We start from the raw sequence: 24,898 nt of genomic DNA, 5'->3' as shown, positions 1-24,898 counted from the left end.
AGCGCGGCGCGGCGTCCGAAATAGGTCGATATGGCAGATATCAGTACGGAAAGGTGGCACCCAGGTCGCGCGAGATGGCGCGTGCCGCGTCGCGCACCGAGGCCACCAGCGTGGGACGCGGTGCGCCGTCGGCGATGATCCGCTCGACCGCGCCGCTGATGCCCACCGCGCCCAGCGGCGTGCCGCGCCGGTCGCGGATCGGTGCGGCGATGGCCGCCAGGCCCAGGACCGACTCCTCGTTGTCGCACGCCCAGCCGCGTTCGCGCACCGTCACGCTCTCCGCGTCGATGGCGACCGGGTCGGTCAGCGTGCGGGCGGTGAAGGCGACCGGGTCGCGCTCGTCCAACTCGGCGCGCGCGGCCGGGTCGACCGCGAGCAGCACCTTGCCCCAGGCGGTGGAGTGCAGCGGCAACATCGCGCCGATCTCCAGCACCTGGCGGCTGTCGTCGGGCCGGAAGACGTGATGGACGACCAGCACGCCGCCCTTGTGCAGCACGCCGATGCGCACGCTCTCGCCACTGGCCCGGGCCAGATCGTCGGCCCAGACCAGGGCCCGGGCGCGCAACTCGTGCACGTCCAGGTAGGAGCTGCTCAGCCGGAGCAACTCGGCGCCGAGCTGGTACTTGCCGCTCTTGGCGTCCTGCTCGACGAACCCCTCCTGGTGCAGCGTGCGCAGGATGCCGTGCGCGGTGCCCTTGGCCAGACCCAGGGTGGTGGCCACCTCGCTCAGGCCGAAGCGCCGTTCGCCGCCGGCGAGCAGCCGCAGGATCGCCGCTGCGCGTTCGAGCGACTGGATGGGACCGGGCATACCCACTCCTCCATCGAAGATCAGGTTGGCAATGAAGATCGGGTTGGCAATGTAGAACAGCGGTCGTACACATGCCGGTCGGGTCCACCGTCCGCCCGTCGGGCCCGGCGCTCACGGGCGGGGTCGGGAACGAGATGTTCACGGACTCTTGACGGCGGCGCAACCTGCGGAGAACACTGCCGGACAGCGGTCGTCAATGTCGAATGCCAGTCAGAGTCATCGAATGGACCAGGCCCGGACGATTCCGATCCGAACGCGATCGGATCCGCCCGGCGTACCCACTGCGCGGCACCGCAGCGGCGGTCCCTGCGCGCCGCCCCGACGCGGCGCGGATTCCCGCTTCCCCGCACGGCGCGTCGATCCCGGCGCGCCGTGCGTCCGTCCGGCGCCGGAACCCGGCGCCGTCCCACCCGTGCAGGCACGAACGTGCAGTCGCGAACGTGCAGTCAAGAAGGGGCCGTGTTGTTGTGACGAGCGACAAGATCTTCATCGGCGAGACCCTGGGTACGGCCATCCTGCTGCTCCTGGGCGTCGGCGTGTGTGCGGCGGTCACCCTGAACCGATCCAAGGCGCAGAACGCGGGCTGGCTGGCGATCACCTTCGGCTGGGGCTTCGCGGTGCTGGCCGGGGCGTACGCGAGCGTGTCGTTGTCCGGCGCCCATCTCAATCCCGCCGTGACGTTCGGCATCGCCGTCAAGACGGGGGAATGGGACAAGGTGCCGGTGTATCTCGCCGGGCAGTTCACCGGCGCGGTGATCGGCGCGGTGCTGGCCTGGGCCACCTACCTGGGTCAGTTCAAGGAGCACGGCGAACCGGTGCTCGGCGTGTTCGCCACCTCGCCGGAGATCCGCAACCCGGTGCAGAACGTGATCACCGAGACGATAGCCACCACCGTGCTGGTCATCGTGATCCTGACCCAGGGCCTGACCGACGGGCTCGCCCTCTCCGGCACCGGCATCCTGATGACCGCGCTCCTGGTGGTGGGCATCGGCCTGTCCCTGGGCGGTCCGACCGGCTACGCCATCAACCCGGTCCGCGACCTCGGCCCGCGCCTGGCACACTCGCTGCTGCCCATTCCCAAGAAGGGCGGCTCGGACTGGGCCTACGCGTGGGTCCCCGTGGTCGGTCCCACCCTGGGCGGGCTGGCGGCCGGCGGGCTGTACCGGCTCGCATACTGAGTCCGCGCGTGCGCCGCCCGCCCCCCGCGTGCGCACCGACCCCGACCTTTCCCTCGGATCCTTCGGAAGAGGAGCCATGTCCGACACCTACATCGCCGCGATCGACCAGGGCACCACGTCCAGCCGATGCATCATCTTCGGCGCGGACGGGCGCATCGTCGCCGTCGACCAGCGCGAGCACCGGCAGATCTTCCCCCGTCCGGGGTGGGTCGAGCACGACGCCGCCGAGATCTGGGGCGTGGTGCAGGCCGTGGTCGCCGGCGCGCTCGCCCAGGCGGGCATCCGCCGCGAGCAGATCCGCGCGCTGGGCATCACCAACCAGCGCGAGACCACCGTGTTGTGGGACCGCCATACCGGGGTGCCGGTGCACAACGCGCTCGTGTGGCAGGACACCCGCACCGACGCGCTGTGTCGCGAACTGGGCGGCAACGTCGGCCAGGACCGGTTCCGGGTCGAGACCGGGCTGCCGCTCGCCAGTTACTTCGCCGGGCCCAAGATCCGCTGGCTGCTGGACAACGTCGAGGGGCTGCGCGAGCGGGCCGACCGCGGCGACATCCTGTTCGGCACGATGGAGTCGTGGGTGGTGTGGAACCTCACCGGCGGCCCGGACGGCGGGGTGCACGTCACCGACGTCACCAACGCCTCGCGCACGATGTTGATGAACCTGGAGACGCTGGACTGGGACGACCGGATCCTGCGGGCGATGGACGTGCCGCGTTCGGTGCTGGCCGAGATCCGCTCCTCCTCGGAGGTGTACGGCACCGCCCGGGGCATCCTGGAGGGCGTCCCGGTCGCCTCCGCGCTGGGCGATCAGCAGGCCGCGCTGTTCGGGCAGACCTGCTTCGAGGAGGGCGAGGCCAAGAGCACCTACGGCACCGGCAGCTTCCTGCTGATCAACACCGGATCGCGGATCGTGCAGTCGCACCACGGCCTGCTCAGCACGGTCGGCTACCGGCTCGGCAAGGAGGCGCCGGTCTACGCGCTGGAGGGTTCGATCGCGGTCACCGGTTCGCTGGTGCAGTGGATGCGCGACCAGATGGGACTGATCGGCACCGCGGCCGAGATCGAGACGCTCGCGCTGACCGTCGAGGACAACGGTGGCGCCTACTTCGTGCCGGCCTTCTCCGGCCTGTTCGCGCCGTACTGGCGCTCGGACGCGCGCGGGGTGATCGCGGGTCTGACCGCGTACGTGAACAAGGGGCACATCGCGCGCGCCGTGCTGGAGGCCACCGCCTGGCAGACCCGCGAAGTGGTGGACGCGATGGAACGCGACTCCGGCGTCAAGCTCGCCACGCTCAAGGTGGACGGCGGGATGACCGCCAACAACCTGCTCATGCAGACCATCGCCGACGTGCTGGACGCCCCGGTGGCCCGCCCGTTCGTGGCCGAGACCACCGCGCTGGGCGCGGCGTACGCGGCCGGGCTCGCGGTCGGCTACTGGCCGGACCTGGACTCGCTGCGGGCGAACTGGCACCGCGCCGCGGAATGGACCTCGCGGATGGACGACGCCACCCGCGATCTGGGCTACCGCAACTGGCGCAAGGCGGTGGCGCGCACGATGGACTGGGTCGAGGAGGGCGATCCGGCCCCCGGGGTCTGAGCGGCGCCGCGATCGGGACGGTCGTGCGGGCACCGAGCACGCTCTCGGTGCCCGCCCGAGTGGTTCGGGAACCGTGCCCGGTGGTCAGCGCGTGGGCAGGTGTCGGGCGAAGAACGTGTGTACCAGCCGACGGACCAGGGGCACCGATGCCGCCGGTGCGATCGTGCCGATCAGGGCGGTCCGGTCGGCCGCCGACATCAGCCCGGTGGCCTGAAGTTGCGGTGCGAGCACGGCGTGGTCGGTGAACACGTGGTGCGCGGCGTGCTCGATCAGGTGCCGAGGGATGGGCCCGCGCGAGTTCGCGCGCAGCGCGGACCACGAGGGTTCCAGGTCCGCTCGATGCCCGAAGCCGTCGCTGCCGACCAGGAGCAGCGGCCGGTCGGTGCCCTCGCGGGCGATCGGGTACAACTCGCCCGCCTCGCCCGGCGCCGGCGGCGGGTGGTCCAGATATCCTTCCAGGTTGATCGCGGCGGCGATGCGGCGGTCCTCGTGCATCGTCTCGGCCGCGGTCGTGCCGCCCGCCGAGTGGCCGTAGACGCCCACCCGTCGCAGGTCGAGCGCCCGATGCAGGCCGTCGGGCAGTGCGGGGGCGGTCGGGTCCGGGTTGCCGCCCGAGGCCAGGACCGCCAGTTGTTCCAGGACGAACCGGGTGTCCGCGATCCGGGTGTCGATCAGGGTGCGGAAGAGTCCGGGATCGCTGCGCGGGTCGGCTCGGAGCACGGTCCAGCGCACCCGGCCGTCCCGGCCCGGCAGGTCGACCGGGAACTCCACCACGGCGCCGTCTCCCGGATGGTCGATGCTCACCACGACATAGCCCCGGCTCGCCAACTCCTCGGCGATGCCGGTACCCATGCCGCGCGGGTCGACGCCGCCGGGGCTGTACAGCAACACCGGACGTCGGCCGGCCCGCGCGGGCGCGTTCTCGTGCGTGTGCGCGGCGGTGGCCGCCCAGTCCACGCCCGCCGCCGGCAACTCGGGATGGGTCGCCCGGGCCGCGGTCGCGAATTCCGCCGCGGCCCGGGCGGGCAACTGCGGGGCGATCGGGAATCCGCGCACCCCGCGGGCCGGGTAGAACACGGTGACCATCACCTCGCGCACCGGGATCGGCTCCCAGGGGTCCGATCGGCAACGATCCACCAGATACAGCGTGGTGGTCCCGATCGCATGCGGACCGGTCGGCGGCACGAGCCGCAACACGGCGTCGCTCGCGGGTCGCCGATCGACCGGTCGCGCGGACGCGGGAGCGGCGCGGGTGATGCCGCCCGCCAGGAGCAGCGCGGCGGCCGGTACGGCCGAGGCGACGAGCCGGCGGCGCCCGATCCCCTCGACCCGATCTGTCGTCTGCGCTTCCGCTTTGCGTTTCACAAACCCTCCTCGTGTCGTGCTGCGGCCGGCTGCGGCACCGCCGCGCGACCTGCACCCTTGTGGTATCGACCGCCCCTGCGTGCCAATGTCGGGGGCATGTCCCGAAGGCTGGCTCGTGCCCGGGAGCAGCCGCGAAGGTTGTGGCCAGGGCCGAAAAGCCGGCGCCGCAGCCGTAGGGGGAGTAATGGTCCGGATCCGCTTCACCGCCGCCGACTTCGCCCGGGTCCGGTTCGCTCCGAGACCGGCCCCGCTCCAGGAGCTGAACGTCGCGCTGTCGCGGATGGTCCGCCCCGACGACCCACTGCTCTTCGGGCGTTGGCGGCAACGACTGCTGCGGGCACTGCCGGCGGCCGTCGATCCGCTGGCCGACCTGGTCCCCGGCGGGCGCCCGCCGCTGTTCCTGGACGTGTTCGCCGACTCGCTGACCGAGGGGCTGGACGAGATCCGGAGCACCCGGCCGGAGATGGTGCGCGCGGAGCTCGAACGTGTCTACGCCGGACACCCGACCCCCGTGCCGCCGTGGATCCGCAGCCTGCATCGCGGCGACGCGGACGCCTGGCGGTCGGTGCGCCGCGCCCAGCACGCGGCCTTCGAGACGGTGCTGGGCCCGGTGTGGTCCCTGGTACAGGACCTGCATCACGCGGAGTTCACCCGGCACGCGCTGACCACGGCCGAACACGGCCTCGGCGCGACGTTGACCGAACTGGTCCCGGGCAGCCGACTGCACGGGGACGTCTGGGAGTTCGCGGGTGCGGGCGACGCGGACATCGAGCTGCACGGCCGCGGTCTGCTGCTCCTGCCCACCTTCCACTGGAGCGCACACCCGCTGTTGTCGAACCTGCCCGATCGGCCGGTGGTCGTCACCTATCCGGCGGGGCCGGGCCTGCCGCTCGCCCTCGCCGGGCCCGGCGGCACCGAGGAGGCACTGGCGGCCGTGATCGGCCGGACCAGGCTCGACATCCTGCAACTGCTCGGCACCGGCGCGCACAACACCGGCGAACTCGCCCGCCGGCTCCGGGTGGGCAACGCCACCGTCTCCGCGCACACCGCCGCGCTGCGGGGCGCGGGACTGCTCACGAGCACCCGGGCCGGTCGGTCGGTGCGCCACGAACGCACCACCCTGGGTGCCCTGCTGGTCGGTCGGCACACCGGCCGGCCCGGCGGATCGGGGCGGCTTTCGGTCCTGGCCGAAGGAGTTGACGCGGTTCGGCGCGGCTGACTTCGCTGGTGGTCGGATGTCGCCGGACCAAGGGAGACGAGTCGATGACACGCATGCGCGAGGGACATCACGGCGAGGGGCCCGGGGCGTTCACCCCGGACGGGTGTGCGGTGCAGATGTACGAGCGCATGACGGTCGGGGACGAGCCGGAGACGATCGCCCTGGGTGCCCGGTCGGGCGCCCGCACGCTGCTCGAACTGGGCAGCGGTGCCGGCCGGGTGACGCACGCGTTGGTCGAGCGCGGCTGGTCGGTGACGGCGGTGGACGAGTCGCCCGAGATGCTCGCCCGGGTGCGCGGGGCACGCACGGTGGCCGCCGGCATCGAGGAACTGCGGCTGGACGAGCGGTTCGACGTGGTGTTGTTGGCGTCCTACCTGGTCAACACCGCCGAGGCACAGGCGTGTCGGGCCCTGTTGGACACCTGCCGGGCGCATGTCGCGGACGACGGCGTGGTGTTGATCCAACGCGAGGGTGCCGGCTGGCACGAGAACGTGCCCCGGGTGCGCGAATACCCGGGCGGCGCGGTGCACATGCTCGGCTCCGAGCCGATCGACGGTGACGAAACGTTGCGCGCGGTGCGGATGCTCTACGAGTATCCCGACGCGCGGTGGGTGCACGAGTTCCGGTCCCGGGTGTTCACCGAGGCGGGGTTCGCCGACCTCCTGGCCGGGTCCGGTCTCGCGGTGGAGGACCTTCTGGACGAGGCGGGCACCTGGGTCCGGGCGGTGCCGGTGCACTGAGCGCGCCGGGCCCGGCGTACGGACCCGGCGCGCGAGGTGCGGCCTCGGGGGAGGGGGTGCTCAGCGCAGCACGGTCGGCGAGGACGCCTTCGCGACGAGCAGGCGTGGGGTGCCCGATCCGTCGGCGGGCGTCGCGTAGACGTCGCGGCCCCGGCCGTACATCACGGTGTGGTCGTCCAGCCAGGCCGCCTGGTCGTCGATGCTCTCCCGCTCGGCCAGCGCGGTCTCGCGCATGGTCGCCAGGTCCAGCACGTGCAGTCGCCAGGTGGTGGCGCCGGAGCGCTTCTTGAACGCGATCCGGGTGCCGTCCGGGGACAACGACGGGCATTCCAGGTTCTCCCGCACCGTGTGCGCCTCCCAGTTCGCGTAGTCGCCCTCGACCAGGTAGGTGCGGCCCTTGGTGGACACGGTGGCGTAGAAGCGGTTGTCGTCGGCGGCGAACGTGACGCCCCAGTAGTTGACGTCGGCGGATCGGTAGCGCTTGCCGTCGATGGTCAGCGGGATGGCCTCGATGTTGATCAGCGTGTAGTCGGTGCGGGTGTCCAGGATGCCGGTCCAGGTGGAGAACCCGGTCTTGTTGTAGGACTCGCCGGTGACGAAGACGGTCCAGGACACCATGCGCCCGCTCGCCGAGACCCGGGCCCGGGACGGGGTGCCCGCGAGTTCGATCCGGCGTCGCACGTTCATCGCCGGGTCCACGATCAGCGCGTCGGTACCGGGCAGCGGGCCGCCGCGGGTCTGCAGGCAGACACCGGTGGCCGCGCCGACGGCGAAGCGCTCGCAGCGCAGTCCGCTGTCGGTACGGGCCGGGCCGGTGGCGCCGGCCGGGTCCATCGCGGTCGCGGCCACGGTGCGGTGGCCGCCCTTGCGGGCGGTGTCCACGAACACCAACTGCCCGCCGGCGGCCAGGTCCAGCGGCCGGCGCCGCACCTGTGCGTCGTCCTCGCGGCCGGCCGCGAAGGTCGAGTAGCCGACCGCCACCCCGACCAGCACGAGCAGGCCGAGCAGCAGGCCGAGGGCGCGCTTCATCCGGTCACCTCCGGCAGTGGGGACCGCGACGGCAGCAGCCATCGGGCCACGACGAGGGCGCCGGCCAACCCGACGCCCATGACGAGCAACGCGGGGCCCGCACCCCACAACGTCCAGGCCGCGCCGAAGAGCACCGAGGAGAACAGTCGGGCGCCGGCCTGACCGGTCTGAAGCAGGGCCAGGCCGCTGGTGCGCAGGTGCACCGGCAACAGCGGCCCGGCGGCGGCCATCAGCACCCCGTCGGTGGCGGCGTAGAACAGGCCCTGGAGCACGAGCACGGCCGACAACACCGTCCACAACAGCAGCGAGCCCGGCGTGCGGTCGCCGTCGGGTGCGGCGGCCACCGCGTAGGCCGCGAGCAGCGCGAGATGGCCGCCCAGGAAGACCCGGAAACGACCGACCCGGTCGGCGAGGCGACCCAGCGGCACCGCGAGCAGCAGATACGCGCCGGCCGTGCCCAGCGGCAGCAACGGGAAGTAGCGCAACGGGATGTCGAAGCCGTGTTGCAACACGAGGTACACGAAGGTGTCGCCGACGGTGAGCAGTCCGAGCATGGTCGCGGCCATACAGGTGCGCCGGAACGGGCGCAGCCGCAGCAGCGCGAACGCGGCCCGCAGCGACGACTCGCGGCGCGGCCCGACCGGTTCGTGGTGGTCGCGCACGTACAGCGCCATCAGCAACACCGCGAACGAGGCGACGCAAAAGCTCACCACGAACACCGCGTCGTACGCGTCGTGGGTGGCCCACAACACCGCGAACGCGGCGAGCGGGCCCAGGAACGCGCCGACCGTGTCCATCGCGCGGTGCACGCCGAACGCCCGACCCAGGTCGGGCGCGGGGGTGCTGAGCGTGATCAGCGCGTCGCGTGGCGCGGTGCGCAGCCCCTTGCCGGTGCGGTCCGCCGCGAGCACCAGACCCAGCCCGGTGATCGAGGAACCGGCCAGCGGGAGGCCGAGTTTGCATACGGCGGACAACCCGTAGCCGGTGCCCGCGACCAGTTTGCGCCGACGGGTGCGGTCGGCCACCTGGCCGCCGAGCAGGCGCACGAAGGCGGTGATGCCGAAGTAGGTGCCGTCCAGGAGCCCGTACTGCAGCGGGCTCAGTCCCAGGGTGAGCACGAAGTAGGTGGGCAATACCGCGGTGACCATCTCCGAGGAGATGTCGGTGACCAGGCTGACGGCGCCGAGCGCGAGCACGTTGGCCGGGACGTTGCGCGCGAATCTGCGCGGTGCCTTGGCCGAGGCGATCCCACCGGCCTGATCCGCGCGCCGGGTGGCGGCGATGTACACGGGCGGTCCTCCCTCGATCCGTCCGGGGACGGTGGACTCGGGTCGGGTCGGAGCGGGACGGGGTGGAAACGGGGTGTGTCGCGGTGCGACGGCCGGCAGCCACCGGCCGGCAACCACCGGACGGGAGGCGGTGGCCGGGCCTGGTGCGGACCGGCCGGGGAACAGGTCGCCGGCCGGCCCGCACGTTCGGTTGGCTCAGTGGCAGCCGACCGGCCCGAAGGTGTCGAGCTGCTTGCCGTCGTAGCGCACGAGCTGTCCGGAATAGCTGCCGGCGGAGAGGGTCAGCTTGAGCACGGCCGGCGAACCGGTGACCCGCTTCTCGCTGTTGGGCTGCGGACTCTCGAAGTCGTACGGGTCCGCGCCGCCGGTGCCCACGAGCAACTCGCGGATGCCGGCGGGATCCGCCTTGGCCTTGGGATTCTGCGGCGCGTAGCGCTCGTAGAGGTGGTCGTGTCCGTTGAGGACCAGATCGGCGCGCGCGTCGTAGAGCACCTGCCACGCGGCCTGACTCACCTTGTCGGCCTGCGGCCCGGAGCTGTACAGGGGCTTGTGCCAGTAGGCGGCCACGCAGCCCTGCGCGTTGTTCGCCAGATCCGCCTTGAGCCATTGGATCTGTGCCGAGGTCGCCGACATCGACTGCTCGGAGTCGAGCGCGATGAAGTGCCAACCGCCGCGGTCCCAGCTGTACCAGGTGGTGCCGTTGGGTGTTGCGCGGTTGCCGAAGTAGGCCTTGTAGCCGGCCTCGGACGGGTTGTCGTCGGCCTCGTGGTTGCCGGGGGCGGGACGGGTCTTGTCCTTGAACCGACCCCACGTGGTGTCGTAGTACTTGCGGTAGTCGGAGAGGCTGCCGGTGTCGTACTGGTTGTCCCCGAGCGTGATCACCTCGTCCGGGTTGATCGCCTCGACCCGGCGCGCGGTCTGCTCGGCCCCGCACTCCTGGGCCGACGTGCAGCCCGGGTCGGAGATGTCGCCCGCCGCGACGACGGTGAACGAGGAGCCGCCGGCCTGCGGGGTGCCGACCACCGACGCGCTCGGCGCGGACAGGTTGCCCGCCGCGTCGCGGGCGCGGACGGTGTAGGTGTAGCCGACTCCGGTGCTCAGGCCGGTGTCGGTGTAGGAGGTGCCCGCGCTGGTGCCGACCGTGACGCCGTCGCGCAGCACGTCGTAGCCGGTCACCCCGACGTTGTCGGTGGACGCGGTCCAGCCCAGCGAGACGCCGGTGGGCGTGGTGCCGGTCACCCGCAACGCGGTCGGCGCGGTGGGCGCGGTGGTGTCCGGGCCGCCGGCGCCGTAGACCTCGAACTCCCAGAGGGAGTAGCCGTAGTCGGTGGCTCGCGTGGTCGCGTACACGCGCACGTGGCGACCGTGGGTGGACAGTGCGCCGAGGTCGTCGGTGCCGCCGTCGCCGGCGGAGGTGCTGTAGACCTTGGTCCAGGACGCGCCGTCGGGCGAGACCTCGATCCGGTACGCCTTGGCGTAGGCCGCCTCCCAGGTCAGCTTGACCCGGGAGATGGAGACGTCCGAGCCGAGGTCGACGCTCAGCCACTGGGCGCCGGCGCCTTCCGTGCTGGCCCATCGGGTGGTGGTCTTGCCGTCCACGGCCTTGGCCGGGCCGAGGGTGGAGTCCTCGCTGGACGAGGCGGTGGCGGGCTTGCCGCGGGAGAGCAACACCTCCGCGGCGGAGGCGGTTTCGACGAAGGTCAACACCGTGGCCAACATGGCGATCACGGCGAGAACGGCGGGAAATCTGGGCAGTCGGGACACGGCTCGCCGAGCGGTGCGGAACGAGGGACTTCGGCGGGTCGGGCGCGGGGGCAGGGACAGGTGCACGTCGTCCTCCAGCGTTGAGGAGCCGATCGTCGTGCCTGAGCCGGGCAGGATGGTGCGCTCGAATGGGCCGGAGAGGTGCCGTCGCGTGCTCGGACACCACCGCGGTCGGGTGCCCGCGGTGCCCCAACAGGAGCCTCCGGCCCGGTTGTTGGCCCCGACGATCCCAAGGCGCCGCGCGCGCCGTCAAGACTTGTTAGGAAACTTTACTAACAAGACTTCGAGGCGTCGCACAGCGGTGGCGGGCCGTCTCGACCCGCGCCGCGCGGGCGTCACGGAGCGGGCGGATGCTCGAAGGTCGGGCCCGGATCGGCCGGCGCGTGATTGAGGACCAGGACGCCGATCACCGTGGCCGCGGCGAAGACCAGCAGGATCAGCGTGGCCAGGATCAGCCGGCGGCGGCGCTCGCGGCGCTGCCAGTCGCCGTGCGCGGTGCGGTACGCGTCGGGGGCAGGGTGCACACCGGCGGCCAACGTTTCCAGTGCCTCCCGCAGTTGCCGCTCGGTGCCCGAAGGGTTGTTCGTCGCCTCGGTGTCGGGAGGGTTGTTCATCGCCGTACCTCCATCGCCTGCGTGAGAGCGGCGATCCCACGCGCGGTGTGCGTCTTGACGGAGCCGACCGAGATGCCCATGGTCGACGCGATCTCCTTCTCCTTCAGCCCCAGCCAATGGCGCAGCACCAGCGCCTCGCGCTGGCGCGCCGGCAACTCGCGCAAAGCGCGGATCAGCGCCTGTTGGTCGTCGCGCAACAGGGCCGAGGTCTCGGCCGAGGCCACCGTGCCCAAGGGCTCCTCGACATGCCGGCGGACGACCTGGAGATGGCGTATTCGCATCCGGACCAGATTGCACACCACCGACCGCAGATAGGCCGCGGCGGCCTCGGGCGTGCGCAGCCTGCGGAACTTGCGGTAGATCTCGTAGTACGCCTCGGCGACGATGTTCTCCGGATCGTCCGCGCCGAGCAGCGTGGCGAGCCGCAACATGGACGGATAGTGCAGGTCGAACAGGCGCGCGACCTGCGCCTCGCGCTCGGATTCGGTCGCACCCGCGGCGAACTGCGGCGGCACCCGATTCGGGCCCGGCTCGGGCTGCTCCGGGGCCGGCCCGGGGCCCGTCGCGGCGCAGGCGTTTCACGAGCCGTTCGCCTCCTTCCCCGCGACGCCCCGGCCGGTCGACCGGGACGGCAGGGCCGTGTCGTCCGGGCCGCGCGTCGCACCGAACCGGTCGAACACCTCGGTCAGGGCCAGGGTGACCGCCAGGTTGAGCAGCAGCGCGGCGAGCCCCGCGTACATCTGCACGCCGTGACCTCCCAGTTCGACCCGGATCAGCGAGACGAAGCCCTCCCGCACGACCGCGACCGTACCGGTCAGCATGCCCACCGCCCAGCCCACCAGCAGGGCCCGATGGTGCAGTCGCCGAGTGAACAACCCGATCACCACGGCCGGGAAGATCTGCAGGATCCACACCCCGCCCAGCAGTTGCAGGTTGATCGCGGCCTGGTCGCGCAGCCCGAAGACGAACGCCACCGCGCCCACCTTCGCGGTCAGCGACACCAGTTGCGCGACCCGCATCTGCCGCTTCGGAGTGGCCGTCGGATGGAAGTACTCGACATAGACGTTACGCACGAACGAGGTCGCGGCGGCGATCGACATCACCGCCGCCGGCACCAGCGCGCCGACGATGATCGCGCCGAACACCAGTCCGGCCGGAAACGCCGGCAACAGCCGGTCCACCAGCAGCGGTACGGCCGCCTCGGCGGTGCCCGAGCGCGTGTCCACGTCCACCGCCAACGCCGCGACGCCGAGCACCCCGAACATCGCCAGTACCGCGGTCCACGCGGGCAACGCGATCGACACCCGGCGCAGCGTGTCGGGGCCGGCCGCGGCGAACCCCGCGGTCAGCACGTGCGGATACAACAACAACGCCAGTGCCGAACCCAGCGCCAGCGTGGCGAATCCGGCCTGCTGATGCGCGCCGAGCACCAACGACGCATCACCGGGCCCACGCCCGGCTAGCCGCCGATCCGCAGCCTCGAACATCGGCCCCGGGCCACCGAAGCGGCGCAGCACGAACACGACCGCCACCGCGGCGGAACCGAAGATCGCCACCGCCTTCAGCGCCGAGATCACCGTCGGCGCCCGCAACCCGTGCCGATATGTGGCGATCGCGAGCCCGGCGAACAACACGACCATGCCCACGTCGCCGGGCGCACCGCGCGGATGCAGCCCGGCGGCGGCGAGCACGGCCCGGATGCCGAGCACCTGAAGGGCCAGGTAGGGCATCGTGGCCAGGATCCCGGTCAACGCGACCACCAGGGCCAGCGCCGGCGAACCATAGCGACCCCGGACGAAGTCGCCCACCGTCAGATAGCCGTGCCGGCGCGCCACCGACCACAACCGGGGGAGCAGCACGAAGGCCATCGGGCAGACGATCACCGTGTACGGCAGCGCGAAGAACGCCGACGCGCCTCGGCCGTACACCTGGCCCGGCACCGCGGTGAAGGTATACGCGGTGAAGATCGTGCCGCCGAGCACCAACCAGGTCCAGACCGCGCCCAGGCCACGACCGGCCAGCGCCCAGTCCTCCAACGACGGCAGGTCGTGACTGCGGTGCAGCCGCGGCGCGGCCACCGCCAGCAGCGAGGCACCGCCGACCACGATCAGGACGGCCGCGGTCATGGCCCCGTCGGTCATCCGTCACCGTCCGGATCGGCGTGCGAGCGCACTCGGGCACGGGTTGCCGCGAGCGTACCGACCTTAGGCCCTGACCGGCCGATTCCGGCGGGGTTGCCGCCGAGCGGCCCGGCCCATCGGTCCGGGCCCGCGCGCGTGGCCGAAAAACGTCCGTCGTCCCGGTCGGGCAACCCCGCGGAAAACCGCGGGACATCGGCTGTCAACCAAAACGCGAGCCCGGACAACTCTTCCACAGGGCCGACGAACCGGCGGCCCGCACCACCGACCCGGAGGAGGCGCGATGACCGGGCAGCACCCCCCACCCACCCCCGCACGGCCCCGTGCGGCCCGCCGGCTCGCGGCCGGCCTCTGCCTCGCCGCGCCGGTCGTGGCGCTGTTGTGGGTGCCCCTGTACGCGCGCCGGGAGCCGGCGGCGGCCGGCGTCCCGTTCTTCTACTGGTACCAACTCGCCTGGGTGCCGGGGTGCGCCGCCGCCATGTTCGTCGCCCGTCTCCTGCTGCGCCGCCCCGACCGGCAACCTCCCTGACCCGTGCCGCCCCCCGGCCGACCCGCAGGTTCTCGTCCGTCGCCGTTTCGCCCCCTGCCCGATGAGGAGTCCGCGTGCCCCCCACGACCGACACCCGCAACCCCCGTACGTACCGCCCGAGATCGATCCTGATCTGGACCGTCGTCGCGCTGCTCGGCGCGGCCGGCTGGGGCATGGTCGCCCTCGCCCGCGGCGAGGAGATCTCGGCCGTCTGGCTGATCTTCGCGGCGGTCGCCTCCTACGCGATCGCCTACCGCTTCTACTCCCGCTTCATCAGCGAACGAGTGCTGGAACCGGACGACACCCGGGCCACCCCGGCCGAACGGCTCGACGACGGCGTCGACTACCAACCGACGGACCGGCGGGTGCTGTTCGGCCACCACTTCGCCGCGATCGCGGGCGCCGGACCACTGGTGGGCCCGGTACTGGCCGCACAGATGGGGTATCTGCCGGGCACCATCTGGATCGTGGTGGGGGTGATCTTCGCCGGAGCCGTACAGGACATGGTGATCCTGTTCCTGTCCATGCGCCGCGATGGCAAGAGCCTGGGCCAGATGGCCCGCGAGGAGATCGGCCGGGTCGGCGGGGTCGCGGCGCTGCTCGCGGTGTTCGTGATCATGATCATCCTGCTCGCGGTGCTCGCCCTGATCGTGGTCAACGCGCTGGCGAACTCCCCGTGGGGGACCTTCTCGGTCACGCTGACCATCCCGATCGCCCTGTTCATGGGCGTCTATCTGCGCTTCCTGCGCCCCGGTCGGGTGCTGGAGACCAGCGTGATCGGGGTGGCGCTGCTGCTGGCCGCGATCATCGGCGGTGGGCAGATCGAGGACACCGCGCTGGGCGACGCGTTCACCTGGAGTCCGACCACGCTGGTGTTCTGTCTGGTCGGCTACGGCTTCGTCGCGTCGGTACTGCCGGTGTGGCTGTTGCTGGCCCCGCGCGACTACCTGTCCACCTTCATGAAGGTCGGCACCATCGTGCTGCTCGCGCTCGGCGTGCTGCTGGCCGCGCCGAACCTGAAGACGGACGCGATCAGTTCGTTCGCGAGCTCCGGCTCCGGGCCGGTGTTCGCCGGGTCGATGTTCCCGTTCCTGTTCATCACCATCGCGTGCGGCGCCCTCTCCGGTTTCCACGCCCTGGTCGCCTCCGGCACCACGCCGAAGCTGATCCAGCGGGAATCGCAGGTCCGGATGATCGGCTACGGCGCCATGCTGATGGAGTCGTTCGTGGCGATCATGGCGCTGATCGCGGCCTGCGTGATCGACCCCGGCCTGTACTACGCGATGAACGCCCCGGCCGGGGTGCTCGGCGCCACCGCGGAGAGCGCCTCGCACGCGGTGGCCGGCCTCGGCTTCACGATCACCCCCGACGACCTGCGCTCGGCGGCCTCGGTGGTCGAGGAGAAGACGTTGATCGCCCGCTCCGGCGGCGCGCCCACGCTGGCCGTGGGCATGTCGGAGATCTTCGCCGAGGTGTTCGGCGGTTCCGGGATGAAGGCGTTCTGGTACCACTTCGCGATCATGTTCGAGGCGCTGTTCATCCTGACCACCGTGGACGCGGGCACCCGGGTGGGCCGCTTCATGCTCCAGGACATGCTGGGCAACGTGTGGAAGCCGATCGGCCGGGTCGACTGGAAGCCCGGCATCTGGTTGACCAGCGCCGTGGTGGTCGGCCTCTGGGGCTACTTCCTCTACGCCGGAACCACCGACCCGCTCGGCGGAATCAACCAGCTCTTCCCGCTGTTCGGCATCGCCAACCAGCTCCTGGCCGCGGTCGCGCTCACCGTGGCCACCACCGTGCTGATCAAGTCGGGTCGACTGCGCTGGGCCTGGGTCACCGGCATCCCGCTGGCCTGGGACGTGGCCGTGACCTACTCCGCCGGATGGCAGAAGATCTTCTCCGACGACCCCCGGGTCGGCTTCTTCGCCCAACGCGACCGCTACGCCGACGCGATCGACGCGGGCAAGGTGCTGGGCCCGGCGAAGAACATGGACGACATGCACACCGTGGTGCTGAACTGCACCGTGGACGGCGTACTGATCGCCCTGTTCCTGGTCCTGATCGCGGTGGTGATGGGCAACGCGGCCGTGGTCTGCGCGCGGGCGATCCGCGCCGGCGTACCGCTGCCCACCACCGAGACGCCCTACGTCGCCTCGACGCTGGTGCTCGAACCGACGGCCTCGCCCAGGGAGAAGGAACTCGCCACCGCGGGCGCCGGCGGTCCCGGCGACGAGGCGGGAGCGTCGTGACCGGGCCGGCCCCGGGTATCGGCGCACGGTTCGCCCGGAACCGGCTGTTCCGGTGGATCCGGTGGTATCTCCGGGAGATCTCCGGCGCGGCGGACTACGACCGGCACTGCCTGCGGCACCGACGCGAGCATCCGGACCGGCCGATCCCCTCCCGCCGAGCGTACGAAGCCTGGCGGACCAGGCGGCGCGAGGAGAACCCGCAGGCACGCTGCTGCTGACACCCGTTGCCGGCACCGCGCGACGGCGGGCGGCGGAGCGGGTCTTCGCCGCCGCCCGCCCACCGCCCGCGGCCCACGGCAGCATCGGCTGTCATGGCGTCGAACCCGCCCACGCGGTCCGCGCGTTCGCGGTCCCGCGTGGGGGCCCGGGTCAGCGCTTGCGCTTGAACTCGTACACGGTGGCCTGCGCGGCACAGTCACGCGGCGGAATCATCTCGACCCGCAGGACGCCCGTACGGCGGTCGTAGTCGTTGCCCTCGGTCTCGAAGTCGGCGGCAGCGCCCGGGCAGGCGCTGAGCAGCGGCAGTGCACCGAGGGAAGTCACGTGCCCGGTTACCGTCTTCCCGTTCAGCGCCTTCTTCAGTTCGATCTGCAGCAGCGGCTTGGCGACGGGGAACAACTTCGCGTCGGAGTCGTCCGACGCACACACCAAGCGCTTCTCGTCCAGGAAGGTGCACCCCTGGATGTCCTTGACCGGCCGGTCCAGTTCGATGGTCGCGGCGAGCGGGAGGGTGCCCCCGGTCCGCGGCGTGGCCTCATTCAGCATCGGCGTGGGGAAGACGAGCAACCGATTCATCGTGTCCCACTCGCCGGAGACGAGCCAACGGCCGTTGGGGGAGACCGCGGCGAAGGAGTTGTTCATAGCCTCACCCGCCGCCAACGGGTGCACGTACTCGTAGGCGTCCCCGGCCGGCGTGGTGACCCGGAACATCTTGGCGGTCGCGTCCCCACCACCCTGGTAGGCGTCGAACACGTAGCCGCGCGAGGAGTCCGGGTCGCCGATGTGCCCCCAGCCACGCTCCCGCACCGGCGCGGGAATCGAGGTGTTCCCGGCGTAGTACATGTAGGGCTTCCCATGGTGGGGCCGCACGCCGGCCAACCCCTGGGCCTGGGACTGCGCGTCGATCTCGTACTTGCCGATCGGCTTCCAACCACTGACGGCGGACGGGAACGCGGCCTGGGCGTCACCGCCCGCCGCCTCCGCCGCGTGCGCCGTAACCGCGAGCCCGCCGCCCGCACACAACGCGACGCACACCGCGCCGACCGACGCCCCGCGCCACGCCGCCCGCAAACCCTTCGAGACCAGCTTCATAGCCACCGAACTCCTCAACCGCGCCGATCCCACGCCAACGTGTTCGAACGCCAAGACCATGACGCAGCACGGTGTCCGCCAGGCGCCCCCCACCTGAACGCCTCCGAACCAGTTCCCAACGTTCCGAAATGCCACCGGGCGTGACGAATCCGATACCGACACACCCGAGGGACTCCCGGCCGCGGGGGAGGAACGGGCCTGGGCACAGGGGGCGTCGCCACGGTCGTGTTCCTCGACGTCGCCGACCGGTTCGAGCCGTCGAACGGGTTGGGCAGGGGGTAGTCGGGAAAGGTTGCCGCTGATCGCTCGTCCACGCGCCTGTTCGTTGGTCCGTCCGTTTGTTCGTCCGTTCGTCCGTTCGTTTGTCCGTTCGTTCGTCGTGTCGAGAAGGAGTCGCTCGTGGTGCGCGGAAGTTCACGTTCGAGTGCGCAGAAGGGTCATCCGTTCGGTCGTCGGCCCACCGGTGGGTGGGCCGACGTGATGTGGGACTGGTCGAAGTCCGGCACCCGGCACGCGGCCCGGAACCGGCTGTTGCGCCGGCTGCCCGGAGTCGGATCGGCGACGGCCTACCGATTCGGACTGGTGGAGCGGGCGCACTACGCGTACGGCGTGCGCCGGGCCACCGAGTCGGCCGCCCGCCTGGGGCATCGGGGCGTGACGGTGGTCGAGTTCGGGGTCGCCGGCGGCAACGGGCTGCTGGCGCTCGCCGAGCACGCCCGGCACTACGCCGCCGCCACCGGCGTCACGGTCCGGGTGGTCGGCTTCGACGGCGGGGTGGGCATGCCGCCGGCCAAGGATCCGCGGGACCTGCCCTACCTGTTCGGCCCCGGCTTCTACACGATGGACCACGAACGACTGCGCGCCCGCCTGGGCAACGCCGAACTGGTGATCGGCGACCTCGCCCGGACGCTGCCCGACTACCTCGACACCCGGGCCCTCGAACTGCGGAACCACCCGGTCGGGTTCGTCGCCCTGGATCTGGACCACTACACCTCGACCACGACCGCGCTGGAACTCTTCCGCAGGCCCGACCACGAGCACCTGCTGCCCAGGGTCACCTGCTACCTCGACGATCTCCCGGGCACCGTCGAGCAGATCGGCGAGGCCGCCGCGATTGCCGAGTTCAACGCCGCCCACCCGGACCGGGCGATCGGCCGGGTCCTGGGCCTGCGCGCGTTCACCCCCTTCGACCCGCCGTGGGCCGACCAGATCTACGTCCACCACCGCCTGCATCACCCCGACTACGCGCATCTGGAGACCGGCGCCACCGGCGACCAACTCCCCCTGGCGCCCTGACGGTCGACCGACCACCGCCGACGGTGTGCTGCGGGCCGGAGCACGACCCGGCCCGCAGCGCCCCGAGCCGGGTCTCCGGCTCAGCCGACCGGCGAGTCGTCGTCCTCCGAGGACGACCCGCGATCACGTGGAGGGGGACCCGGCCGATGACCGGAACGCCAGGCGCTGTAGAGGGCGGCCAACGCCATGGCGACCGCCGCGAGCGAGGTGGCCGGAACGCCGAAGGCGACGAGGACGATTCCGGTGACCAGGACCGCGAGGAACGCGACCAGGTCGGTGTACCGCCGGGGCGGCGAGGGTGGTTCGGTTGTCATTGACGGTGCCTTGTCGACGTCGCGGTGGATGAGAATGGGTTCAGCCTGGACGGGCCACACTCCGTTGCGCCGGCCGGCACGGTGAACCGATCGTTGCCATTCGCCGGCAACGACTGGTCGGGCGGCACCCCACACGGTGAACTGTCCGTTGCCGAACGGACGCAACGACCGATCGGCCGGACACGGAGGTGGCGATGACGGAAGCCGGGCGGGGCCAACTGGTCCCGTTGGGAGCCGACTTGACCGAGGGATCGAGGGTCCTGGCGGAAAGCCTGCGACTGCTCTTCGCGGTCCTGGACGTGTCGATCACCCGATACGCCGCCCGCTGCGCCCGGGACAAGGGAGCGGTCTCGCGCTACCTGAACGGCACCCGGGTGCCCCCCTGGGAGTTCGTGGTGCAACTCCAGGACCACGTGGCCAAACACACGGGCCGGGGGATCACCGCCGAGGCGGCCGCCGACCTCCGGGCCCGGCACCGGGCGGTGTTGCAGGCGCGCAACCCCGACCTTGCCGAGGTGCAACGCCTGAAGGACGCGCTGGCCCTGGCCGACGAACACGCCCAGCAGGCCCAGTTGCGCGAAAGAATGTTCGACAACGAACTCCGGGATCAACAGCAGCGCGTTGCAGAGCTGCAACGCCAACTCGACGAGCACCGACTGCGCGCCGAGCAATCACGCGTGGCGCAGACCCGGGCGCTGGAGCGCTGGAACGAGGAGAACGCCCGGCTGCAAACGGAGTTGGCCCGGCTGCGCGGCTTGGTGACCGAACTGGAGGCCGAACTGGCCGAGTCGCATCGCCGCGTCCTCGAAGCCGAGAACCACTGCCGCGGCCTCGAACTCCAGCTCGATGCCGCCGAATCCGACCCGAGCGACGACGCGGACCCGGCGGAGCGCGGCGAGTCCGAGGTCGATGTCTGGGACACCTACCGGCGGGAGCGGCGGCACGACGAGTCGCTCACACGGCCATACGTCCAGGACTTACGCGAACGCCACAGGTACGCCCGCGGAGTCGGCGAATCCGGTGACCCGGCGCGCGCGGCACGGCTGTTCGCCGCGCTGGCCGACGACCTCGCCCAGGTACGGGGCAGCGCGGCGGGCACCACGGTCGAGGCCCGTCGCGAACACGTGCTCTGGACCGAGCGGGCCGGTGACGTGCCCGGAGCGGCGCGGCTCCGGGCCCGGCTCACCGAGGAACTCGCCGGTGTCCGCGGCACGGACGTGGACACCCTCAGGCTGCGCTGGGCCCATGCGCACGAGGCGAAGAACACCGGTCAACTCGACGAGGCGGCACGCCTGTTCGCCGTGCTCGCCGACGACCTGACTCGGGTGCACGGCAGCGACCACCCCGAGGCACGGAAAGCCCTTCACGAGGAACGGACCTGCGTCGACATGCCGAACACGCCCGCGGTGGAGGCGGCCTGGTCGCAGGTCGAGCAGTCGCGTCGCACATTCGGATCGGACGCGCTGGGTACCCTCCGGGCCCGCCGAGCACACGCGCACGCGCTGGGGCAGGCCGGCCACGCGACGGGGGCGGCACAGGCGCTCGGGGTATTGGTCGAGGACATGACCCGCGTGTACGGAGCCGACCATTTCGACACGCTGAACATTCGCCACGCGCACGCGTTCTGGACCGGCTGCACCGACGACACGACGGCCGCGGTCCGCATATACGAGGAACTCATTCCCGACCTGATCCACCACTGTGGACCCGACCACCGCGACACCCTGGACGCCCGTCGATGGCATGCCGCCTGGCGCAGCCCGACGGCCGCACCACGCGAGGCACGGGAGTTGTACGCCCTCCTCCTGAAGGACCTGATCGGCTACCGGGGCCACGAACACCCACACACCCTGGAAATCCGGGCGGCCCTCGCCCACTGGACCGGCAAGGCCGGAGCGGTGGGCAAGGCGGCAGAGCTGTACGCGATCCTCGTCCAAGACCTGACGCGCATCCGCGGTGCGGAACACCCGGAAACCCTCCGGGCCCGAAAACAGTGCGCCGCGTGGTCCGAACAACGTTGAAGCCCATACCGAGACAACCGGCGGCCCGGCGCGCCGCCACCGCCGCCCACCCGACACCCGACCGGGCAACCCATGTGACGCCGAGGCCGTCGTCATACGAGGATGTCCACATGTCAGACACCAGGTCCTCGCTGCCCCGTCAGGTCGCCGACACGTACGTCGACCAGCTCATCGCCATCGACCCGATCACCGGAACCTATCTCGGCGTCCCGGAAAGTTCCGCCAGGCTGCCCGACCTCTCCCCGGCCGGGCGGGAGGCGCGAGCCGACCTGGCGCGGGCCACCCTCGCCAGGCTCGACCGGGCCGAGCAGCAGCCCGGCGCCGAGGGCGACATCGAACGCCGGTGCGCCCGGCTGCTCCGGGAGCGGCTGACCGCGGAACTGGCGGTGCACGAGGCCGACGAGGGCCTGCGCACCGTCGGCAACCTCGGCACACCGCTGCACGACGTCCGCGAGGTGTTCACCGTGACGCCGGCGGAGACCGACGCGGACTGGGCCGCGATCGTCGAACGCCTGCGCGCGGTACCGGACGCGCTGGCCGGCTACCGCGAGTCGCTCGCCCTCGGCCTGGAGCGCAAGCTGTACGCGGGCCCTCGACCGACCGCGACGTGCATCACCCAACTCGGCGAGTGGGCCGACACCGACGGCAGCGGCCGAGGCTGGTTCGAGGACTTCGCCGCCGACGGCCCGCAGACCCTGCGCACCGAACTCGACGAAGCCGCCCGCGCCGCCACCGCCGGGGTGGCGGAACTGCGCGACTGGATGCGGGACGTGTACGCACCCGCCGTCGCCGACGCCCCCGACACCGTCGGGCGCCAGCGGTACGCCCTCTGGTCGCGCTTCTTCAACGGCGCGGACCTCGACCTGGACGAGGCGTACGCCTACGGCTGGTCGGAGTACCACCGCCTCCTCGGCGAGATGCGCGAGGAGGCCGAGAAGGTGCTGCCCGGCGCGGCCACGCCCTGGGTCGCACTGGCCCACCTCGACGAGCACGGCACGCACATCGAGGGCGTCGACGAGGTCCGCGCCTGGCTGCAGGGCCTGATGGACCAGGCGATCGAGCGGCTCGACGGCACCCACTTCGAGCTCGCCGAGCGAGTGCGCCGGGTCGAGTCGTGCATCGCCCCGCCCGGGAGCGCCGCCGCGCCGTACTACACGCCCCCGTCCGAGGACTTCACCCGCCCGGGCCGGACCTGGCTGCCGACGATGGGCCTGACCAGCTTCCCGGTCTACGACCTCGTGTCGACCTGGTACCACGAGGGCGTCCCCGGCCACCACCTCCAGCTCGCCCAGTGGGCGCACATCGCCGGCGACCTGTCCCGCTACCAGGCCACCGTCGGCGTGGTGAGCGCCAACGCCGAGGGCTGGGCGCTGTACGCCGAGCGCCTGATGGACGAACTCGGCTTCCTCACCGACGCCGAGCAGCGCCTGGGCTACCTCGACGCCCAGATGATGCGGGCCACCCGCGTCATCGTCGACATCGGCATGCACCTGGAGCTGGAGATCCCGGCCGACTCCCCGTTCCATCCCGGCGAGCGCTGGACGCCGGGCCTGGCCCAGGAGTTCTTCGGCGCGCACAGCAGCCGCCCGGCCGACTTCGTCGAGAGCGAACTCACCCGCTACCTGACCATCCCCGGCCAGGCCATCGGCTACAAGCTCGGCGAACGCGCCTGGCTGCTGGGCCGCGAGAACGCCCGCCGAGCCCAGGGCGCCGCCTTCGACCTGAAGTCCTGGCACATGGCCGCGCTGTCCCAGGGCTCGCTGGGCCTGGACGACCTGACGGACGAACTCTCCGCCATCCCCGCCCCCTAGCCTGCGACCCCACACCAACCACACGGGATCCTCCGCCGCCGAACCCGGCTGCGCGGGATCCCGTGTGCGGTGCGGCCACGGCGGACCCGGCGCCGCAGCCGAGCGGGCGTGGTCCGTGCCGTGATCCTCCCGGGTCGCACGCCACCGGGCCCGCCGTGCTCGGCTCGCAGCGCACACCATCCCGTACGGGTGGGGCGGGAGCGGACCTGCGAAGATCGGTACCCCTTCGGAGGACTTCCGGACCCGCCGCCACATCGGCACGGCCACCATTCGGCTGTCCCCGCAGGGCCGTCGACGCCTGCCCGACAACGTCCCCCCGGAGTTGGTGCGTGCGGTCGACGCCACCGCGACCGCCGTCGGCGACACCGGATGGGTCGAGGCGGTCGTCCCGATCGAGGGCATCGAGCATGCCTGCGGCGAGCTGCTGCGGCTCGGTATCGACGTCGAGGTCGTCGCGCCGGACGAACTGCGCCGGGCGATGGCCGACAAGGTGGGCGTACTGGCCAGAGCCTATGGACTCGCCTGACCCACAGCCGGGTCACATGACGATGACGACCTTCGCGCGGGCGTGCTCCACCTCCAGGTGCCGGATGGCTTCGGCGCCTTCGTCGAACCCGTAGGTGCGGTCGACGGCCGGCACGACCTTTCCCGAGGCGGCCAGTTCCGCCAACGTCGCCAGACTCTCCCGACTCGGCGTCGCCGTCAGCACCTGCACCCGTTGCCGCGCGAAACGCGACACCACCCGTCCCTTGACGAGCAGGCCCATCGGGCCGACCAGGCTGCCGCCTTCGGACATCCCGCCGCCGGAGAGCACGAGGGTGCCCGTCGCGGTCAGCGCGCGCTGGCAGTCCGTCAGGGTCCGGTTTCCCACCAGGTCGAACACCACGTCGTAGGACACGCCGGCTGCGGCGAAGTCCGCCCGGGTGTAGTCGACCACGTGGTCCGCGCCGAGCGACTGGACCAGATCGGCATTCCGAGTGCTGCACACACCCGTCACCTCCGCGCCGAGCACCTTGGCGATCTGAACGGCGAAGGTACCCACACCGCCGGACGCGCCGTTGATCAGCACCCGCTGCCCCGGCCGCACGCCGGCCGCATCCCGCAGACCCTGCAGCGCGGTGTACCCCGCCAGGGGCAACGCGGCGGCCTGCTCGAAGGTCACGCTCGGCGGCTTGGATGCCACCAGGTCCTCCGGCGCCGAGACGTATTCCGCGAAGGCACCTTCCGCCTCGCCGAACACCTCGTCGCCGGCGGCGAACCCCTGCACCTGCGCGCCGACCGCTTCGACCACCCCCGCGAAGTCGGTGCCCCGGATCCGCGCCTTCGGCCGGGTCGCTCCGAACACCAGCCGCGCGAGGTACGGGTCACCCCGCATGACGTGCCAATCGCGCGCGTTGACCGACGCGGCCCGAACCCGCACCAGCACCTCGCGATCGGCGACCGTGGGCCTGTCCACCTCCCCGACCCGCAACACGTCGGGTGAGCCGTATCGCTCCTGGACGATCGCCTTCATCGCATCTCCGTCCCGTGCGGATGGACGCGCCGAACGATCCGCCCGGCCCACTACGACGCTAGGGCAGCGAACTCCGCTCAACCATCGGGGACTTTCCCTAGTGGATCGCC

The 24,898-nt window shown here is 71.7% G+C and carries 22 protein-coding genes; 11 read left to right on the top strand and 11 right to left on the bottom strand.

What is annotated here, in order from left to right; translation table 11 throughout:
- Nucleotides 1-40: 40 nt before the first annotated feature.
- Nucleotides 41-808: an IclR family transcriptional regulator gene (locus tag ABZ374_RS26060; RefSeq protein ID WP_360315061.1), complete on the bottom strand. Its 768-nt coding sequence runs from the start codon at nt 806-808 to the stop codon at nt 41-43.
- Between the two features lie 467 nt (nt 809-1,275).
- Between ABZ374_RS26060 and ABZ374_RS26055 the strand changes: the two genes are divergently transcribed.
- A complete protein-coding gene (locus ABZ374_RS26055; protein WP_360315059.1) occupies nt 1,276-1,986 on the top strand; it encodes an MIP/aquaporin family protein in 711 nt (236 codons plus the stop codon).
- 76 nt (nt 1,987-2,062) lie between these two features.
- Complete coding sequence (gene glpK / locus ABZ374_RS26050; protein ID WP_360315057.1) at nt 2,063-3,586, top strand: glycerol kinase GlpK; 1,524 nt, start codon at nt 2,063-2,065, stop codon at nt 3,584-3,586.
- Between the two features lie 84 nt (nt 3,587-3,670).
- Here the strand turns inward: glpK and ABZ374_RS26045 are convergent, their stop codons facing one another.
- Nucleotides 3,671-4,951, bottom strand: a complete 1,281-nt coding sequence (locus tag ABZ374_RS26045) for an alpha/beta hydrolase (protein ID WP_360315055.1) — start codon at nt 4,949-4,951, stop codon at nt 3,671-3,673.
- A 184-nt stretch (nt 4,952-5,135) separates the two neighbouring features.
- On the opposite strand from ABZ374_RS26045, the gene ABZ374_RS26040 reads away from it, so the two are divergent.
- Complete coding sequence (locus tag ABZ374_RS26040) at nt 5,136-6,170, top strand: helix-turn-helix domain-containing protein (protein ID WP_360315053.1); 1,035 nt, start codon at nt 5,136-5,138, stop codon at nt 6,168-6,170.
- Nucleotides 6,171-6,223: 53 nt separating this feature from the next.
- Nucleotides 6,224-6,910 (top strand): class I SAM-dependent methyltransferase, encoded by a 687-nt coding sequence (locus ABZ374_RS26035; RefSeq protein ID WP_360315115.1) that lies wholly within the window; start codon nt 6,224-6,226, stop codon nt 6,908-6,910.
- A gap of 60 nt (nt 6,911-6,970) precedes the next feature.
- Here the strand turns inward: ABZ374_RS26035 and ABZ374_RS26030 are convergent, their stop codons facing one another.
- The 6 genes from ABZ374_RS26030 to ABZ374_RS26005 all read right to left on the bottom strand — a co-directional run bounded on the left by ABZ374_RS26030 (nt 6,971) and on the right by ABZ374_RS26005 (nt 13,747).
- Nucleotides 6,971-7,939 (bottom strand): hypothetical protein, encoded by a 969-nt coding sequence (locus ABZ374_RS26030; protein ID WP_360315051.1) that lies wholly within the window; start codon nt 7,937-7,939, stop codon nt 6,971-6,973.
- A complete protein-coding gene (locus ABZ374_RS26025; RefSeq protein ID WP_360315049.1) occupies nt 7,936-9,228 on the bottom strand; it encodes an MFS transporter in 1,293 nt (430 codons plus the stop codon). Before ABZ374_RS26025 ends, ABZ374_RS26030 begins: the two co-directional genes overlap by 4 nt.
- Before the next feature lie 195 nt (nt 9,229-9,423).
- Entirely contained in the window at nt 9,424-11,058 is a 1,635-nt protein-coding gene (locus ABZ374_RS26020; protein WP_360315047.1) for a discoidin domain-containing protein, read from the bottom strand.
- A gap of 269 nt (nt 11,059-11,327) precedes the next feature.
- Nucleotides 11,328-11,606 (bottom strand): hypothetical protein, encoded by a 279-nt coding sequence (locus tag ABZ374_RS26015; RefSeq protein ID WP_360315045.1) that lies wholly within the window; start codon nt 11,604-11,606, stop codon nt 11,328-11,330.
- Nucleotides 11,603-12,121 carry a SigE family RNA polymerase sigma factor gene (locus ABZ374_RS26010; RefSeq protein ID WP_360315043.1) on the bottom strand — a complete coding sequence of 173 codons (519 nt, stop codon included), beginning with the start codon at nt 12,119-12,121 and terminating at the stop codon, nt 11,603-11,605. Before ABZ374_RS26010 ends, ABZ374_RS26015 begins: the two co-directional genes overlap by 4 nt.
- A 63-nt stretch (nt 12,122-12,184) precedes the next feature.
- Nucleotides 12,185-13,747, bottom strand: coding sequence for a sodium:solute symporter (locus ABZ374_RS26005; RefSeq protein ID WP_360315041.1), 1,563 nt, complete (start codon nt 13,745-13,747; stop codon nt 12,185-12,187).
- 280 nt (nt 13,748-14,027) lie between these two features.
- Here ABZ374_RS26005 and ABZ374_RS26000 point away from each other — a divergent pair, with 280 nt between their 5' ends.
- From ABZ374_RS26000 to ABZ374_RS25990, 3 genes are all read left to right on the top strand, one after another.
- Entirely contained in the window at nt 14,028-14,273 is a 246-nt protein-coding gene (locus ABZ374_RS26000; protein WP_360315039.1) for a DUF3311 domain-containing protein, read from the top strand.
- 173 nt (nt 14,274-14,446) lie between these two features.
- Nucleotides 14,447-16,522 carry a carbon starvation CstA family protein gene (locus tag ABZ374_RS25995; protein ID WP_360315113.1) on the top strand — a complete coding sequence of 692 codons (2,076 nt, stop codon included), beginning with the start codon at nt 14,447-14,449 and terminating at the stop codon, nt 16,520-16,522.
- Nucleotides 16,519-16,740, top strand: a complete 222-nt coding sequence (locus ABZ374_RS25990; protein ID WP_360315037.1) for a YbdD/YjiX family protein — start codon at nt 16,519-16,521, stop codon at nt 16,738-16,740. Before ABZ374_RS25995 ends, ABZ374_RS25990 begins: the two co-directional genes overlap by 4 nt.
- A 151-nt stretch (nt 16,741-16,891) precedes the next feature.
- Here ABZ374_RS25990 and ABZ374_RS25985 read toward each other — a convergent pair whose 3' ends face one another.
- On the bottom strand, nt 16,892-17,833 hold the full coding sequence (locus ABZ374_RS25985; RefSeq protein ID WP_360315035.1) for a hypothetical protein: 942 nt from the start codon (nt 17,831-17,833) through the stop codon (nt 16,892-16,894).
- A gap of 399 nt (nt 17,834-18,232) precedes the next feature.
- Between ABZ374_RS25985 and ABZ374_RS25980 the strand changes: the two genes are divergently transcribed.
- Complete coding sequence (locus ABZ374_RS25980; protein WP_360315033.1) at nt 18,233-19,129, top strand: hypothetical protein; 897 nt, start codon at nt 18,233-18,235, stop codon at nt 19,127-19,129.
- A gap of 80 nt (nt 19,130-19,209) precedes the next feature.
- Here the strand turns inward: ABZ374_RS25980 and ABZ374_RS25975 are convergent, their stop codons facing one another.
- Complete coding sequence (locus tag ABZ374_RS25975; RefSeq protein WP_360315031.1) at nt 19,210-19,443, bottom strand: hypothetical protein; 234 nt, start codon at nt 19,441-19,443, stop codon at nt 19,210-19,212.
- A gap of 194 nt (nt 19,444-19,637) precedes the next feature.
- Between ABZ374_RS25975 and ABZ374_RS25970 the strand changes: the two genes are divergently transcribed.
- From ABZ374_RS25970 to ABZ374_RS25960, 3 genes are all read left to right on the top strand, one after another.
- Nucleotides 19,638-21,464 (top strand): hypothetical protein, encoded by a 1,827-nt coding sequence (locus ABZ374_RS25970; RefSeq protein WP_360315029.1) that lies wholly within the window; start codon nt 19,638-19,640, stop codon nt 21,462-21,464.
- 110 nt (nt 21,465-21,574) lie between these two features.
- Entirely contained in the window at nt 21,575-23,275 is a 1,701-nt protein-coding gene (locus tag ABZ374_RS25965; RefSeq protein ID WP_360315027.1) for a DUF885 domain-containing protein, read from the top strand.
- A gap of 178 nt (nt 23,276-23,453) precedes the next feature.
- A complete protein-coding gene (locus tag ABZ374_RS25960) occupies nt 23,454-23,801 on the top strand; it encodes a WYL domain-containing protein (RefSeq protein WP_360315111.1) in 348 nt (115 codons plus the stop codon).
- Between the two features lie 12 nt (nt 23,802-23,813).
- Here the strand turns inward: ABZ374_RS25960 and ABZ374_RS25955 are convergent, their stop codons facing one another.
- Nucleotides 23,814-24,788, bottom strand: coding sequence for an NAD(P)-dependent alcohol dehydrogenase (locus tag ABZ374_RS25955; protein ID WP_360315025.1), 975 nt, complete (start codon nt 24,786-24,788; stop codon nt 23,814-23,816).
- Nucleotides 24,789-24,898 lie beyond the last annotated feature (110 nt).

The sequence above is a fragment of the Embleya sp. NPDC005971 genome (genome assembly GCF_040629175.1).
Lineage (GTDB): Bacteria > Actinomycetota > Actinomycetes > Streptomycetales > Streptomycetaceae > Embleya.
This window is presented reverse-complemented; position numbering and strand designations above follow the sequence as displayed.

What these genes read in the sequence shown, in the direction of transcription:
- ABZ374_RS26060 (WP_360315061.1), bottom strand. Translation starts at nt 808, where the DNA reads ATGCCCGGTCCCATCCAGTCGCTCGAACGCGCAGCGGCGATCCTGCGG.
- glpK (WP_360315057.1), top strand. Translation starts at nt 2,063, where the DNA reads ATGTCCGACACCTACATCGCCGCGATCGACCAGGGCACCACGTCCAGC.
- ABZ374_RS26040 (WP_360315053.1), top strand. Translation starts at nt 5,136, where the DNA reads ATGGTCCGGATCCGCTTCACCGCCGCCGACTTCGCCCGGGTCCGGTTC.
- ABZ374_RS26035 (WP_360315115.1), top strand. Translation starts at nt 6,224, where the DNA reads ATGCGCGAGGGACATCACGGCGAGGGGCCCGGGGCGTTCACCCCGGAC.
- ABZ374_RS26030 (WP_360315051.1), bottom strand. Translation starts at nt 7,939, where the DNA reads ATGAAGCGCGCCCTCGGCCTGCTGCTCGGCCTGCTCGTGCTGGTCGGG.
- ABZ374_RS26015 (WP_360315045.1), bottom strand. Translation starts at nt 11,606, where the DNA reads ATGAACAACCCTCCCGACACCGAGGCGACGAACAACCCTTCGGGCACC.
- ABZ374_RS26005 (WP_360315041.1), bottom strand. Translation starts at nt 13,747, where the DNA reads ATGACCGACGGGGCCATGACCGCGGCCGTCCTGATCGTGGTCGGCGGT.
- ABZ374_RS26000 (WP_360315039.1), top strand. Translation starts at nt 14,028, where the DNA reads ATGACCGGGCAGCACCCCCCACCCACCCCCGCACGGCCCCGTGCGGCC.
- ABZ374_RS25995 (WP_360315113.1), top strand. Translation starts at nt 14,447, where the DNA reads ATGGTCGCCCTCGCCCGCGGCGAGGAGATCTCGGCCGTCTGGCTGATC.
- ABZ374_RS25985 (WP_360315035.1), bottom strand. Translation starts at nt 17,833, where the DNA reads ATGAAGCTGGTCTCGAAGGGTTTGCGGGCGGCGTGGCGCGGGGCGTCG.
- ABZ374_RS25975 (WP_360315031.1), bottom strand. Translation starts at nt 19,443, where the DNA reads ATGACAACCGAACCACCCTCGCCGCCCCGGCGGTACACCGACCTGGTC.
- ABZ374_RS25970 (WP_360315029.1), top strand. Translation starts at nt 19,638, where the DNA reads ATGACGGAAGCCGGGCGGGGCCAACTGGTCCCGTTGGGAGCCGACTTG.
- ABZ374_RS25965 (WP_360315027.1), top strand. Translation starts at nt 21,575, where the DNA reads ATGTCAGACACCAGGTCCTCGCTGCCCCGTCAGGTCGCCGACACGTAC.
- ABZ374_RS25955 (WP_360315025.1), bottom strand. Translation starts at nt 24,788, where the DNA reads ATGAAGGCGATCGTCCAGGAGCGATACGGCTCACCCGACGTGTTGCGG.